The following is a 12,860-nucleotide window of genomic DNA, read 5'->3' as shown; positions in this document are numbered from 1 at the left end:
TTAAAGGGCTGCCAGAATACCCTCACATTGCCGACACCAACCACCGGGGAGACACTCATCCATGGCACACGACCTGATCACCCAGCGGCTCGACCAGGGCCCCCTCATCTGTGCCGAAGGCTTTCTGTTCGAGCTCGAGCGGCGCGGTTATCTCTCGGCCGGCGAGTTCGTGCCCGAAGTGGCGCTGCTGCGTCCGGACGCGCTGGAAGCCCTGCACCGTGATTTCCAGCATGCCGGCTCCGACATTGTTCAGGCCTTCACCTACAATGGCCACCGCGAAAAAATGCGCGTGATCGGCAAGGAAGAACTGCTCGAGCCGCTGAACCGCGCGGCCCTGCAGATTGCCCGCAAGGTGGCCGATGAACAGCCCGGCAACCTGATGGCCGGCAACATCTCCAACAGCAACGTCTGGGATCCGGACGACCCCGAGTCGCAACACAGCGTGCGCGCCATGTTCGATGAAATGGTGCAATGGGCCGTCGAGGAAGGCGCCGACTTCATCATCGGCGAAACCTTCTACTATGCCGGCGAAGCCCAGGCCGCCCTGGAAGCGATCAAGGCCAAGGGGCTGCCGGCCGTGATCACCCTGGCGCCGATGGCCGAAAACCGCATGATCGATGGCCCGGGCATTGTCGAAACCTGTGTCGCACTCGAGCGCAACGGCGCCAGCGTGGTCGGCCTGAACTGCTTCAGGGGGCCGGATACCATGCAGCCATGGATCGAGCAGATTCGCGCGGCCGTGGACTGCCATGTGGCGGCACTGCCGGTGACCTACCGCACCACCGAGCAGGAGCCCACCTTCTTCAACCTCTCCGACCACCAGGGGTGCAGCTGCCCGTCTCCCCACGGGCGTCCCTTCCCGACCGCGCTGGACCCCTTGTTCTGCAATCGCTACGAACTGGGCAGCTTCGCCCGCGACGTGCATGCCCAGGGGGTCAACTACCTCGGCGTCTGCTGCGGTGCCTCGCCGATGCATGTGCGTGAGGTGGCCATGGCCGTGGGTCGTGAACCGCAGGGCGCGCAATTTGCCGAACGCATGCAGAACCACTTCATGTACGGCAACCATGATCGCCTGCCAGAGCACATCGCCGCACTGGGTGACAAGGCCTGACAGGCAACGCAGGGCGTGGTGACAGCAGTGATAGGGGAAAGGAGACAGGCAGGAAGCATGCCGCAAGGGTTCACCGCCCGGCTATAGGTCCCCGAAGCGATCCTGCAGCAGGGTCAGCGCGACCACGGGGGCGGTCTCGGTGCGCAGGATGCGCGGGCCGAGGGTCAGGGCCTCGAAGCCGGCCTGGCTGGCCGAGGCCATCTCGCTGTCCGAGAGGCCGCCTTCCGGGCCGATCAACAGGGCGGCGCGATCGGGCGCATCGCGGCGATCGAGCACCCCGGGCGTGCCCGGATGCAGGGCCAACCGCAGCGGTTCGTCGCGTTCGGCCAACCACTCGGCCAGGCTGCGTGGCGGGTGAACCGCGGGCAGGGTGGCGCGGCCACACTGTTCGCAGGCACTGGCGGCCACGGCCTGCCAGTGGGCCAGCTTCTTCGCCTCGCGCTCGCCCTTGAGGCGCACGTCACCATGCTCGGTGTACAGCGGCGTGATGGCCGTGACGCCGAGCTCCACCGCCTTCTGGATGGCGTAGTCCATGCGATCCCCCTTGGAGATCGCCTGACCCAGATGCACCGCCAACGGCGACTCGCCACGCCCGGCGCCGATATGCTCGATACGCGCCACCACACGCTTGCGGTCGGCCTCGGTGAGCACGGCCTCGGCCTCGTGGCCCCGGCCATCGAACAGCACCACGGCCGCGCCGACACCGAGCCGCAGGACACGGCTCAGATGGCGCGCCTGGCCTTCCGGCAGCACGATGTCGCCACCGAGCGAGAGTTCGGCGGCGACATGAATGCGGGGGGCTTTGATCGCCATGAATGGGAGGGCTCTGCGGTTGTTCGGTCAAGACGATGAGCTTTTCCGCGGGCAAGGCTCTGCGAGGGCGCTGTGAACCCTTCCTTGGGCGCTACCGACACCATGCGGCGCTCCCGCCTCCTGCTCCGCTTGCAGGGCCGGTGCTGGCCATCCATGGCCAGCCCGTTCGGAGCGGTGCTCCTCACCCCTGGCGTAGGACCCTCGCCCGCCTTGCCCCGGCGCTCATCTCTCGTGTCAGTCGCTTACTGGGTGGCCTGTTCGCCCTGCTGTTGCTCGGCCTCGCGCTGCTTGCGCTGGGCGTAGATCGCCTCGAAGTTGACAGGCGCCAGCATCAGCGGCGGGAAACCGCCACGATTGACCAGGCTGTCGATGCACTCACGGGCATAGGGGAAGAGCACATTGGGGCAGAAGGCGCCCAGGGTATGATCCAGCTGAGTCCCCTCGAGGCCGCCGATACGGAACATGCCCGCCTGCTCGACTTCCGCCAGGAAGGAGGTAGTGCCTTCCTCGCTGTGAGTCACCTGAGCCGTGACCTTGACCACCACTTCGTAGAGGTCCTCGTCGATCTTCTGGTGGCTGGTGTCCAGATCCAGGCCGACCTTGGGCTTGAACGGCTGCTGGAACACCGCCGGGGAGTTCGGTGCCTCGAAGGACAGGTCCTTGACATAGATGCGCTGCAGCGCGAACTGAACCTGCGGCTTGTCCTGCTGATCGGCGGCCTGGCCGTTGACGCCACTGCCCTGATTGTTGTCTTCCGCCATGGGAATACGTCCTTTGCGTTAATGAATCGAGAAAAAGAGAGGCCGGTGTATCACTTCTTGACCAGCGGCAGGCCGTCGGACTGCCACTGCGTCATGCCACCCTTGAGCTTGAGCGCACGCTCGAAGCCGGCCTTGGCCAGCTTGCCCTGGACGGCGCCGGAGCTCTGGCCATGCTTGCAGACGACGATGACCGGCTTGCTCTTGTGCTTGTCGAGCTCGCCCATGCGGTCATCGATGCTGCCCTGGGGAATATTGCGCGCACCGGCAATGTGGCCCGCCTTGAAATCCTTCGACTCGCGGATGTCGACCACCACGGCATCCTCACGATTGACCAGCTGGGTGGCTTCGCTGGTCGTCACACCATGGGCACCGCTGTTGCGGACCTCGTAAAGGATCCAGGCGAGCAGCACCAGCAGGAAGGCGCCCACCAGCAACGGATGGTTCTGCACAAATTCAAACAGCTGATCGATCATGGCTTGGGGTAACTCTTCGTCGGGTGCACGGTGAACGGGCCGGCCGCTTGCCGGCGGCGCCCAGTATACATGATGCAAGGGGTCTGCGAGGACGCCCCAAATGACGCCCGGCCAGCCCGTGCGCTATGATGCCGTATGCAGTGGCAAGTCGCGACCCCGGTAACACGCGCAGGGCTCGCCGACCCAGTGCCACTCCCAGCTTCTGGACATTGCCCAGGGTGATGCGCCCATCGCTTCTTCACAACGAGGCCCTTCGATGACCGATACTTCGACCCCGACGCCCCGCCCGGTAGCGCTGATTATCCTCGATGGCTACGGCCATAACCCGGATGCCGAGCACAATGCCGTGCAGGCGGCCCGCACCCCCAACATGGACCGTCTGTGGGCCGAGCGCCCGCATGCGCTGCTGAATACCGACGGCCGCCATGTCGGCCTGCCGGACGGTCAGATGGGCAACTCGGAAGTCGGCCACATGAACCTCGGCGCCGGACGTATCGTCTACCAGGACTTCACGCGCATCACCAAGGCCATCGAAGACAACGAGCTGGCCACCAACGCGGTGCTTACCGATGCCATCGATGCCGCCGTGGGCGCCGATCGAGCCGTCCACCTGCTGGGACTGCTGTCGCCGGGTGGCGTGCACAGCCATGAAGACCACATCCTGGCCATGGCCGAGCTGGCCGCCCAGCGCGGCGCCAGACGCATCTACCTGCATGCCTTCCTGGATGGCCGCGACACCGCGCCCAAGAGCGCCCATGCCTCCATCGAACGCACCAACGCCCGGCTGGCCGAGCTGGTCGGCGCCGGCAATGGCTTTGTGGCCTCGCTGATCGGCCGCTACTTCGCGCTGGACCGCGACAACCGCTGGGATCGCGTCGAACAGGCCTATCGCCTGATCACCGAGGGCCATGCCGCGCATCAAGCCGAGAGTGCCGAGGCCGGCCTACAGGCGGCCTACGAGCGCGGCGAGACCGACGAATTCGTCAGCGCCACCGCCATCGCCCCGACCGGCTCGCCCGTGGCGCTGCAGGACGGCGATGCCGCCCTGTTCATGAACTTCCGCGCCGACCGGGCCCGCGAACTGACCCGCGCCTTCGTGCTGGACGACTTCGACGGCTTCCAGCGCCCTACCCGGCCTCGGCCGGCCAACGGCAGCCTGGTCACCATGACCCAGTATGCCGCCGACATTCCGGCCCCGGCGGCCTTTCCGCCCACCGACCTGCCCAACACCCTGGGCGAGGTCATGGAGCAGCGCGAGCTCACCCAGCTGCGCATCGCCGAGACCGAGAAGTATGCCCATGTCACCTTCTTCTTTTCCGGCGGTCGCGAGGCCGAATTCAAGGGCGAAACGCGTATCCTGGTGCCCTCGCCCCAGGACGTGAGGACCTACGACGAGAAGCCGGAGATGAGCGCCGTCGAGGTCACCGACCACCTGGTCGAGGCCATCGAGTCCGGCACCTTCGACCTGATGGTCTGCAACTATGCCAATGGCGACATGGTCGGCCATACCGGCGACTTCGACGCCGCCGTGGCGGCCATCGAAGCCGTGGATGCCTGTGTCGGGCGCGTGGTCGAGGCCATCGAGAAGGCCGGTGGCGCCTGCCTGATCACCGCCGACCACGGCAATGCCGAACAGATGGTCCACCCGCGGACCGGCGCGCCCCAGACCGCCCATACCACCTTCCAGGTGCCGCTGGTCTACGTCGGCCAGCGCGCGCTGCAACTACACGACGACGGCAGCCTGTGCGACCTCGCACCGACGCTGCTGGCGATGATGGACCAGCCGGTGCCCGACGAGATGACCGGCCGGATTCTGCTTGCCCCCCGGTGAGCCGGACCGTCTCGCCACGCTCCCCCGACCCTGGCCGGCGCCCCCGAGTGCCGGCCAGGTGGCGTGTCCTGGTGCTGGCCGTGACGCTGCTCGGGCTGCCATCCGCGCTGGCGGCCACCGACGAGCGCGAGGCGCAGCAGCGCCTCGATGCCATCGGCGAACGCATTCAGGACGTCACCCGCGAGCTCGACGCCACCCAGCAGGCGCGCGACGAGGCCAGCGAGGAACTGCGCCGGATCGAGACCCGGCTGGCCGAGACACACCGGCGCCTGGACGACATCCAGGCCCGACGGCGCGACCTGCGTGACGAAGTCGTGGCGCTCGAGGAACGGCGCGAGCAGCTGCAAACCGAGCGCAAGCAGCAGCTGGCCGCCCTCGAACAGCAGATGGACGCCCTCTACCGACTGGGCCTGACGCCTCAGCTCAAGCTGTTGCTCAACCAGGACGACCCCGGCCGCCTCGATCGCCTGCAGACCTATCTCAACTACCTGGCCGAGGCCCGTAATCAGCGTCTCGAGGAGCTCGACAAGCTGGACACGGCCCTCGACGACAACCAGCAGCAGCTCGACGAACGCGGTCGCAAGCTCGACAAGCTGGCCGCCGAGCTGAAGGAACGCTCGGCCGACCTGGCCAGCCAGATGGACGAACGCGAGGCCCTGGTCGCCGACCTCAATGAGCGCTACGACTCCAAGGAGGCACGCCTCTCGGCGCTCGACGAGGAGCAGGATCAGGCCGAACGGGTCCTGCAGGAAGTCCAGGAGCGTGTGGCCCGACTGGAGCAGCCACCGCCCTCCACGGCGATCGGCGAAACCCGAGGCGACCTGCCCTGGCCGGTGCAGGGGCAGCTCACTTCCGGCTTTCATCAGGATCGCGGCGTGCACCGCAACGGCATGATGATCCGTACGACGGCCGGCACCGCCGTGGAAGCCGTGCATGCCGGCCGGGTCGTGTTCGCCGACTGGATGCGCGGCTTCGGCAACCTCTTGATCATCGACCACGGCGATGGCGTGATGACGCTCCACGCCCACCTGCGCCGGTTCCAGGCCGAAGTGGGCGCGGCGGTCGAGGCCGGTCAGGCCATCGGCGAGGTCGGCGTCTCCGGTGGCCAGGCATCGCCGGGGCTGTATTTCGAGGTCCGCCGTGCCGGCGAGCCCATCGATCCGCAGAGCTGGATCGCCAGCCGCTGAGCCGGATCGAAGCGCCGGGAAACCGCGGCGAGTGTTTTCCTGGCCACCATGGCCACGCTATGCTGGCCCCATCCTAACGAACTGCGAGAGACCGCATGTCCTTACGCCCCGCTGGCCAATCCCCTGTATGGCACCGCCTGATCACGATCTGGCTCCCCGTCTGCCTGCTGTTGGCCCCGCTGACCACCGTGGCGGCGCCGGAGGCCCAGCCAGAGGACGACGACCTCCCGGTGGCCGAGATCCAGGCCTTTGCCGAAGTGTTCGAGCGCATCAAGCGCGCCTATGTCGAGGATGTCGACGACGCGACCCTGTTGCGCAATGCCATGCGGGGCATGCTGAGTGAGCTCGACCCGCACTCCACCTACCTGGACAACGAGGCCTACGACAACCTGCGCGAGTCGACCCAGGGCGAGTTCGGCGGCGTGGGCATCGAGGTCGGCAAGCGCGACGGCCAGCTCACCGTGATCACGCCCATCGATGACACGCCCGCTTCCGCGGCCGGCCTGCAGGCCCAAGACAGCATCCTGCGCATCGATGACACGCCCACCGAGGGCCTGTCGCTGCAGGATGCCGTCGAGCTGATGCGCGGCGAGCCGGGCACACAGATTCGTCTGACCATCCTGCGGACCGGCGAGGATGCACCACGCAATATCACCCTGGAGCGCGAGATCATCCGCACCCAGAGCGTCAAGCACGACATCCTGTCACCGGGTTACGGCTACCTGCGCATCAGCCAGTTCCAGACCCGCACCGGCGACCAGGTCCTCAATGCCCTCAACGAACTGACCGACGAGCAACCACTGCAGGGGCTGGTGCTCGACCTGCGCAACAATCCCGGCGGCGTGCTGCAGGCCGCGGTCGATGTCGCCGACGCCTTCCTCGAGAGCGGCCGCATCGTCTATACCGAAGGCCGGCTGCCCGACAGCGAGCTCAGCTTCTCGGCCGGCAGTGAAACCGCGGCCCCGGACGTGCCGCTGGTCATCCTGATCAATGGCGGCAGCGCCTCGGCCGCGGAAATCGTCGCCGGCGCTCTCCAGGATCAGCGGCGGGGTGTAGTGATGGGCACCCAGAGCTTCGGCAAGGGATCCGTGCAGCAGATCATGCCCCTCGGCGACAGCGAAGCCCTCAAGCTGACCACGGCGCGCTACTTCACTCCCAATGGCCGCTCCATCCAGGCCCAGGGCATCGAGCCGGATGTCAGGGTGGTGCGGGGTCGCCTCGAGGTGGCCCAGGACAATGGCCTGCAGGTCCGTGAGGCCGACCTGGAGGGCCATTTGACCGGCAACGGCGATGACGACGACGCCAGCCAGCTGAATGCTCGTCTGCGCGATGACTATCAGCTCGGCGAGGCGCTGAACCTGCTCAAGGCACTCAACGTTCTCGAGAAGCGCAAGCGCTGAGGCCGTTCACCGACAGCTGGCGGGCAGGCGGCCACGGCGCCCGGCCGCCTGCTGCATCAGCAGACGCTTGAGCGGTCCGAGGCGATCGACGCTCGATAAGCCCAGGTTGCGCGCCAGCGTCAGTGCCGGCTGCCGGGTACCGAACAGTACCCGAAAGGCATCCATCAGGCGCAGCATCACGGCATTGTCACCGCGCCGCCGGCGTGCATAGCGCGCCAACCAGGCTTCATCGCTCAGCGCCAGCCCCCGACGGCGGGCCGTCAGCAGCTCTTCGGCCAGCACGGCCACGTCCATCAGGCCCAGATTGGCCCCCTGGCCCGCCAGCGGGTGAATGCTGTGGGCCGCATCACCGACCAGCGCCAGCCCGGGCTGGGTATATCGCTCGGCATGGCGCTGGGTCAGGGGAAAGCTCACGGCCCGATCGGTCGGCGTGACCGCGCCCAGACGGCCGCCGATGCCGGCTTCCAGCTCCGCACCCAGTGCCTGCGGGGACAGCGCCACCAGATGCTCGGCGTGCGCCGGCGAGGTCGACCAGACAATCGAGCAGTGCCGGGCATCTCCCTGCAGCGTCAACGGCAGAAAGGCCAGGGGCCCATCGGCCAGGAAGGCTTGCCGCGCCACTCCACCATGGGGCCGCTCGCTGCGCACCGAGGTGACCACCGCCACCTGACCGGTTTCACCGCACTGCGTCGCAATTCCGGCCAGCTCGCGCAGCGGCGAGCGCGCCCCGTCGGCGGCCACCACCAGCGGGGCCACGAGGCGGCCGCCCTCCTCCAGCGTCAGCACCGATGCCCCCGAGCGCCGCTCCAGGCCGGCCACTCTAGCCGCAAAGTGACACTGCACGCTGGGCAACTCCGAGAGCCGAGCCTCCAGTGCCGCGACCACCACGTCATTCTCGACGATATGACCGAGCACCGGCAGGCCCGCCTGATCGGCCGAGAAGCTCACCTCACCGGACCCTTCACCATCCCAGACCTGCATGTGGTGATAGGGCGTGACCCGGCGCTGCTGCATCCGCTCCCAGACACCCAGGCCTTCCAGCAGGCGTTGCGAGACAGGGGTCAGGGCACTGACACGCCGATCGGCCGCGCCACGCCCGGCCGTGTCGGCCTCCACGGGGCCGCTGCGGGCATCCACCAGTCTGACGCTCACGCCCGCCTGTCCCAGCAGGCACGCCAGGGCAGTGCCGACCATGCCCGCACCGACGATGATGACATCACTCTCTGCCGCCTCGGGCTTCATCTGCTTTCCTTACTCTCGCTCAGAGGATGTTTACAAACTACTGCGCTCGCCCATGCGGCGTTGAAATCAGCCTCAAAATGCTCATTTACCAGCTCGTAAACTCCGCTTTCTGACTCGTGACATCCTTGTCACTCGCTCTTCGAGCAGCAAAGCTGTCCAAATCGTCAATCCTGACGATTTGTCGGCTGATTTCGCCTGGCCTGGCCGTCGCTCGTGACTTTTGTAAACACCCTCTCCAAGGATATATTTCGGTATTCGCGCTCAACGTTCCAGGCCCATGGCCCGCCGGCCCAGGGTGCGCCGCAACGGGCCGACCAGGTTGAGTCCGATCAGCCCCGCCGCTCGCGCGTGAGACAACACGGGGTGGTCGCGGCCGAAGAGGCGCACCAGCCCATCGCTGAAGCGAATCACGTTATCCCGATCGCCACGGCGACGCGCCTCGAAATCATTCAGCGTGGCCATCGCGCCCGGGGCATCCCCTCGCACGCGGCCGGCCTCGATGGCCGCCACCAGGTCCATCACCCCACGCAGGGCCAGATTGAAGCCCTGACCGGCCACCGGATGCAACGCATGCGCCGCATTGCCCATCACCGCCAGCCCGGGACGAATGCTCTCGCTGGCCGTGACCAGAGACAGCGGATAGGCATGCCGCTTGCCGAGGCGCCGGAAACGCCCCGCCCGATCCCCGAAGCTGCGCTGGAGGCGCGCCAGAAAGTCGGCATCGCTCAGCGCCAGGGCTTCCTCTTCGGACCCTGCGGCGAAGGTCCAGACCAGCTCCATGCGTTGGCCGTCCATGGGCAACAGGGCGATCGGGCCCGAATGGCTGAAGCGCTCATAGGCCGTTCCACGATGATCACGGTCGACTTCCACACTGGCAATCACCGCGACCTGTTCGTAGGGCGATTCCCGGCTCTCGATCCCCAGCCGTTCCTTGAGGCCGGAGCGACCGCCATCGGCCAGCACGGTCAGGCCGGCCTCGAGGCACTCGCCAGTGGAGAGCGTCAAACGATGGCCGGCATCGGTGGCGTCAATCGCCTCCACCTTGGCCGGGCAGTGCCAGTCCAGCGGCAGTTCGGCGAGTTGATGATGCAGTACCCGGCCCATCCAGGCATTGGGCATGACATAGCCCAGGGCGTCGTCGCCGAACTCTTCGGCACGCAATCGCGTCGCCCCCAGGCGGCCCTGCTCACTGACATGAATGCGGCGAATCGGCGCGCCGCGTTCAGCCATTGCGTCCCACACGCCCAGGCCGGCGAAGTGGTTGGCCGTGCCCCGGGAAATGGCACTGGCCCGCGCATCGAAGCTGGGCTGCCAGGGAGTCTCCAGGTCCGCGGGCAAGGGGGCCGCTTCGACCACCGCCACCCTGAGCCCATGCTCCTGCATCGCGGGCGCCAGCGCCACGCCCAGGCTGGCGCCGACCAGCCCGCCGCCGATGATCACGACATCCGCCTGTTGCGGCGCCGTGCGGGAGGAGGAATGACTCATGCGGCACCCCGTAATTCCATAATGTACATTACATAAAGCATGCTTCACGCATCTCGGAAGTGGTCAATTATTGATCATCCACCCTGCCGATACAGCCCGGTGGAACTCATGTATCGGCGCCTTTGCCTCGACATCCATCGCGCTCCCCGATGGATGCCACCCACCCACGAGCCAAGCACTGGCCGTCGGGGCGGCCAGTCGGCTCGGGACATCAATGGGATTCGTGCAGATTGGAAGCAGACGGCTCGTTACCCGGCAGGGCACGCGGAATGCTGTCGCACTGACAGAGGAGTGCCGGCGGCCGCCGTGCTGCCGCGTCACAGGCCGGCAGGGCAAGCACACAGCGACGGCAACACAGGTATTGCCCATCATCCCCGTACCACGCCCCAGCTCGAGGCGTGCGGCCCGTGACACTCCGATAAGCGTAGCGCAGTGGCGGCATCTTGTCCGCCACCCGGTCGGGCCGCACCCGGCATGTGCCGGGGCCATCATCCTCGGGCGCGGCAACGGCAGGGCCGACGCGACTCAGTGGGCGGGGCCCTGCTGTTCGGTCTGCTCGACCTGGGGCTGGCCGGGGTGCTGCTCGGTATACAGCATCATGGCCGCCATCCGGGCATGCTCGGTCAGCGCGAAGAGATCGTTCTCGTTTTCGGTGCTGTCGTCGATGTCGGTCTCGATGTCGGTCAGTCCTGCCAGGTCATCGATGGCCTCACGCAGGGCCTCGGACCACTGTTTGCGCGGCTCCTCGCCGGCATCCCGGACCACCTCGAGAAAGCCCAGCGTCCAGTCCTGCAGGCCCTGAGCGCGCTCTCCCAGCGAAAACAGCTCATCCGGCAACAGAGGCTCGTAATTCATTTCCGCCGCCGAGAGGGCCTCCAGCGTCTGGCGGCGCCAGCCCAGAAGGTGTTCAGCGGAGGTTGCATCCCGGGGTTGTTCGACTCCCAGGTTGTAACAGACCATCTGCAGCCAGCCCTCGGCATCCAGATCGTGCAGGGCCAGGGAGGCACACAGGCGGCCATCGAGAAACGACGGGGCCTGCATGCTGCCATGCAGCAGGAAGATATCGGCGATGGTGGAGAAGTCCTGGCGTTCGTTGATCAGTGACATGTCGCGATCCTGGAGCAATCGTGCGCGTTGACCGCGCTTGAGCGGCTCTCTTATAGTGACTGAAATTCGTATGCATGCCCGATGTTAACGCATCGTCCCCCCAAGACGCGCCCTCGGCCCGCCGGAGCACCCATGAGCGACTCTTCTAGGCCTACCATCGACATCACCCTGCTGGAGCGGCAGTACACCATTGCCTGCCCGCCGGAGGAAGAAGACAAGCTCGAGCGAGCCGCTCGCTACCTCGATCGTGCCATGCAGGGCATACACGCCCAGGGCAAGGTCATGGATCGCGAAAGGGTCGCCATCATGGCGGCCCTGAACATCGCCAACGAACTGCTCGAGACCCAGGACCATCAGCGTGCCGGCGAGCAGAGCCTGAGCGAACTGGGCGAGCGCCTGGACAAGGCGCTGAATCACGCCCCCGGCAAGCGTGAAGGCAATAGCGAATAACGGGTACGAGCCGGTGAGGCGCCGAATGTTTCACGACTCTGGGTATTCGAACATGAATTCTCTGGTTCCCGGCTTTGGCCAGGCGCCTGCCTCTGCTAGGATGGAGACGTTCCCTGGGGTGTTCGCCAGTCATTATCGTCCCTCGAGCCTATGCGCATTACCCAGGGGGCCAATTGCTAGCCGGGCCCGTGTGCATGTCCGTGAGACGGAAAGCCTGACGGCTCGGCTGCGGCCACCCACCTTGAACCTGTGGGTTCAAGGGCCAGAATGACAGCGGCACTCTGGGGAACTTCATCCATCATGAACAGCATGTCGGATACCGTCGCACCCACCAATCGACGCACACTACGGCGAGAACTCCGCCGTCGCCGACGCCAGCTGGATTCGCGCCAGCAACAGCTTGCCGCCCGACGCCTCTGCCATGGCCTGCGACAGCTGCCGGAACTCTTCCGGGCCCGTCGCGTCGCCCTGTATCTCCCCAATGACGGGGAAATCGACCCCACGCCCCTGCTGCCCTGGCTCGCCCGGCGCGGCGCCAACGCCTATCTGCCGGTCCTGCGTCCGCTGGCCAGCAATAGCCTGTGGTTCGTGCATTACCATGCCGACACACCCATGGTGACCAACCGCTTCGGCATTTCCGAGCCGGACCGACGCTACGCCGCCCATCGGGCCCATCGCCAGCCGGCCTGGACATTGAATGCCATCCTGCTGCCGCTGGTCGGTTTCGATGATGAAGGCCAACGCATCGGCATGGGCGGCGGCTTCTATGACCGCACCCTGGCCTTTACCCGCCGCCCCGGACCACGCCCGAGCCTGATCGGTGTCGCTCATGAGTGCCAGCGGGTCGAACGCCTGCCGGTCGAGCCCTGGGACGTGCCGCTGGATGCCATCGTCAGCGACCGGCAGGTTCTGCGTCCCTGAGGACGTCACAGGGCGCACAATCGTTGCTGAACACCCTCTGAGCGATCCATGCGACGCTATATAAAAAGCGGCCGGTGCC

12 protein-coding genes and 1 other RNA gene are annotated in these 12,860 nt (G+C 66.5%); 7 read left to right on the top strand and 6 right to left on the bottom strand.

Annotated elements, in window-relative coordinates; genetic code table 11:
* Positions 1 to 61: 61 nt before the first annotated feature.
* Complete coding sequence (locus QWY79_RS07175; RefSeq protein WP_141319543.1) at positions 62 to 1,111, top strand: homocysteine S-methyltransferase family protein; 1,050 nt, start codon at positions 62 to 64, stop codon at positions 1,109 to 1,111.
* Between the two features lie 81 nt (positions 1,112 to 1,192).
* Here the strand turns inward: QWY79_RS07175 and QWY79_RS07170 are convergent, their stop codons facing one another.
* The 3 genes from QWY79_RS07170 to QWY79_RS07160 form a co-directional block, all read right to left on the bottom strand.
* Positions 1,193 to 1,924 carry a 16S rRNA (uracil(1498)-N(3))-methyltransferase gene (locus QWY79_RS07170; RefSeq protein ID WP_290271309.1) on the bottom strand — a complete coding sequence of 244 codons (732 nt, stop codon included), beginning with the start codon at positions 1,922 to 1,924 and terminating at the stop codon, positions 1,193 to 1,195.
* 242 nt (positions 1,925 to 2,166) lie between these two features.
* On the bottom strand, positions 2,167 to 2,685 hold the full coding sequence (gene secB, locus QWY79_RS07165; RefSeq protein ID WP_290271307.1) for a protein-export chaperone SecB: 519 nt from the start codon (positions 2,683 to 2,685) through the stop codon (positions 2,167 to 2,169).
* 50 nt (positions 2,686 to 2,735) lie between these two features.
* A complete protein-coding gene (locus QWY79_RS07160) occupies positions 2,736 to 3,158 on the bottom strand; it encodes a rhodanese-like domain-containing protein (RefSeq protein WP_290271306.1) in 423 nt (140 codons plus the stop codon).
* A 256-nt stretch (positions 3,159 to 3,414) separates the two neighbouring features.
* Between QWY79_RS07160 and gpmI the strand changes: the two genes are divergently transcribed.
* The 3 genes from gpmI to QWY79_RS07145 all read left to right on the top strand — a co-directional run bounded on the left by gpmI (position 3,415) and on the right by QWY79_RS07145 (position 7,576).
* Positions 3,415 to 4,989, top strand: a complete 1,575-nt coding sequence (gpmI, locus tag QWY79_RS07155; protein WP_290271304.1) for a 2,3-bisphosphoglycerate-independent phosphoglycerate mutase — start codon at positions 3,415 to 3,417, stop codon at positions 4,987 to 4,989.
* Between the two features lie 47 nt (positions 4,990 to 5,036).
* Complete coding sequence (locus QWY79_RS07150) at positions 5,037 to 6,176, top strand: murein hydrolase activator EnvC family protein (RefSeq protein WP_290271302.1); 1,140 nt, start codon at positions 5,037 to 5,039, stop codon at positions 6,174 to 6,176.
* A gap of 95 nt (positions 6,177 to 6,271) precedes the next feature.
* Complete coding sequence (locus QWY79_RS07145; RefSeq protein WP_290271300.1) at positions 6,272 to 7,576, top strand: S41 family peptidase; 1,305 nt, start codon at positions 6,272 to 6,274, stop codon at positions 7,574 to 7,576.
* Positions 7,577 to 7,582: 6 nt separating this feature from the next.
* Here QWY79_RS07145 and QWY79_RS07140 read toward each other — a convergent pair whose 3' ends face one another.
* The 3 genes from QWY79_RS07140 to QWY79_RS07130 form a co-directional block, all read right to left on the bottom strand.
* Complete coding sequence (locus tag QWY79_RS07140; RefSeq protein WP_290271298.1) at positions 7,583 to 8,818, bottom strand: UbiH/UbiF/VisC/COQ6 family ubiquinone biosynthesis hydroxylase; 1,236 nt, start codon at positions 8,816 to 8,818, stop codon at positions 7,583 to 7,585.
* A gap of 261 nt (positions 8,819 to 9,079) precedes the next feature.
* Positions 9,080 to 10,303, bottom strand: coding sequence for a 2-octaprenyl-6-methoxyphenyl hydroxylase (ubiH, locus tag QWY79_RS07135; RefSeq protein ID WP_290271296.1), 1,224 nt, complete (start codon positions 10,301 to 10,303; stop codon positions 9,080 to 9,082).
* A 525-nt stretch (positions 10,304 to 10,828) separates the two neighbouring features.
* Positions 10,829 to 11,410, bottom strand: a complete 582-nt coding sequence (locus tag QWY79_RS07130) for a UPF0149 family protein (protein WP_290271294.1) — start codon at positions 11,408 to 11,410, stop codon at positions 10,829 to 10,831.
* Between the two features lie 132 nt (positions 11,411 to 11,542).
* On the opposite strand from QWY79_RS07130, the gene QWY79_RS07125 reads away from it, so the two are divergent.
* The 3 genes from QWY79_RS07125 to QWY79_RS07115 all read left to right on the top strand — a co-directional run bounded on the left by QWY79_RS07125 (position 11,543) and on the right by QWY79_RS07115 (position 12,781).
* Positions 11,543 to 11,860 (top strand): cell division protein ZapA, encoded by a 318-nt coding sequence (locus tag QWY79_RS07125; RefSeq protein WP_290271292.1) that lies wholly within the window; start codon positions 11,543 to 11,545, stop codon positions 11,858 to 11,860.
* Positions 11,861 to 11,967: 107 nt separating this feature from the next.
* Positions 11,968 to 12,152: non-coding RNA, 6S RNA (ssrS, locus tag QWY79_RS07120), on the top strand.
* An 8-nt stretch (positions 12,153 to 12,160) separates the two neighbouring features.
* Positions 12,161 to 12,781, top strand: coding sequence for a 5-formyltetrahydrofolate cyclo-ligase (locus QWY79_RS07115; protein WP_290271290.1), 621 nt, complete (start codon positions 12,161 to 12,163; stop codon positions 12,779 to 12,781).
* Positions 12,782 to 12,860 lie beyond the last annotated feature (79 nt).

Origin of the sequence: Halomonas sabkhae, from assembly GCF_030409265.1 — a bacterium.
GTDB classification, from domain to species: Bacteria; Pseudomonadota; Gammaproteobacteria; order Pseudomonadales; family Halomonadaceae; genus Halomonas; species Halomonas halmophila.
The sequence above is the reverse complement of the archived record's forward strand: the minus strand, read 5'-3'. Positions and strand labels throughout refer to the sequence as shown.